This is a genomic window from Motilimonas pumila, assembly GCF_003596335.1.
GTDB classification, from domain to species: Bacteria; Pseudomonadota; Gammaproteobacteria; order Enterobacterales; family CBDFNC01; genus Motilimonas; species Motilimonas pumila.
Genome location: NZ_QZCH01000090.1, coordinates 1 through 1,442, shown reverse-complemented (window position 1 = coordinate 1,442; position 1,442 = coordinate 1). Strand labels below are relative to the sequence as shown.

Annotated in this window: 3 protein-coding genes; 2 read left to right on the top strand and 1 reads right to left on the bottom strand. The window is 42.4% G+C overall.

What is annotated here, in order from left to right; all coding sequences use genetic code 11:
- A partial coding sequence (locus D1Z90_RS21840) for a hypothetical protein (protein ID WP_232525330.1) occupies positions 1–227 on the top strand: 227 nt, incomplete at its 5' end.
- A 5-nt stretch (positions 228–232) separates the two neighbouring features.
- Here D1Z90_RS21840 and D1Z90_RS20555 read toward each other — a convergent pair.
- Positions 233–793 carry an SMI1/KNR4 family protein gene (locus D1Z90_RS20555; RefSeq protein ID WP_119912635.1) on the bottom strand — a complete coding sequence of 187 codons (561 nt, stop codon included), beginning with the start codon at positions 791–793 and terminating at the stop codon, positions 233–235.
- 326 nt (positions 794–1,119) lie between these two features.
- Between D1Z90_RS20555 and D1Z90_RS20550 the strand changes: the two genes are divergently transcribed.
- Positions 1,120–1,442: IS110 family transposase (locus D1Z90_RS20550; RefSeq protein ID WP_147378820.1), on the top strand; the 323-nt coding region annotated here is incomplete at its 3' end.

Below are 1,442 nucleotides of genomic sequence, written 5' to 3'. Positions count from 1 at the left end.
AACCCGCGAATATCAGCAAGGTCAACCGCCGAACTTTCTTGCCAAAGGTGCACTCACTTAAGTTTCTCTCCCATGCCAACATTTTTGGTAGGGATAGTTACGCGCTCGTTGACAGTGGGAATCATATCAACGCCTCAAACACCGGCGTGGTGAAGTTGGCGGCTTTTGTGCGTCTTTTTGCACAAAAGATGACAGCTTTGCCACGTCCGCGTGCTTTGACTTGTTAGGTGCTTTATTCACTGTAGATTATATTACCATCTAAATCATAAACCTCTTCATATTGGAGGAGGCTTGATACAAAATCATTAAAAGTATTTGCTACAACAAGACTATTACCATCATCTGTCTCTGTGACAATAACTTTGGGGTCAGTTAAGGAATCGCTATAGTCTAGAGCTAGCCAAGTATGGCCATCACCGTCAAGCGGCACATATGTTTTTGGAAGCCCCCATTCCCTACCAGAACTCATAGAGCTAAATATGGAATTCTCGGCATTTGGATCCAGGTTTGAAAAAGCACCTATTTCATAGAACCCTTCACCAAAATAATATTTCAGGGTTTCGTTATCGCAAGACGGCAGCTTAACTACTTTAGTTTCTTCTGACTGAGATAAATTCACATATTCTTTAGGTAATAAAAACCCGTATTCGTCTTCGAAGTAACTAAGAGCTTCTTCGGCTGAATAAACACGATAGTTTTCAATTTCACGAACATCACCGCATTCAGCGCAAACGAAATAAGCCGTCCCATCAACAATATCTGGATTTGAAAGTTCTTTTCGACAGCATCTCATACTCCGATTCCTTGTCACCTAACGCCCACTTAAGCGGACAAAAATTGTTGGCTATAATGTGAAGCGAAGCGGAACGTAGCCAACTGTTTTTGTTCCGTTTAAAGTGCTTGTATGGATAATTCCCCTACCAAACTAAACCTTTTCGGGTAATGTGAGACCCAAGTGTTAGCAGCAACTAACGCTTTCCTTGCCGTAGTTCGATTAAATGATGGCTCCTCTGTTGAGAGACCGATAACAAGAACGAACGCGGCAAAGGACTCCAAGCAAAACACTCGAATAGTCTACTGGGTCTCGAACCCGCATTTGCAAGCAAGAGTTAGCTTATTATGAATTCTAAAACTAATCAAAATATTACCGTCGGCGTCGATACTGGCAAGTTTCAACTCGATATTTATATTCGTCCCCTCGACATCTTTTTCACCGTTACCAACGATGAAAAAGGCATCAAAGAGGCTGTCAAAACCATTAAAAAACACCAACCCAATCGCATCGTTATTGAAGCCACTGGTCGTCTTGAAATGCCATTTATTGTGGCTTGTGCCGAAGCCCATTTACCATTTGTTATCGCCAACCCCATTCACATTAAACGCTTTGCGGGCGCCATTGGCCAAAAAGCAAAAACGGACAAACTAGACGCTCAACTCATTGC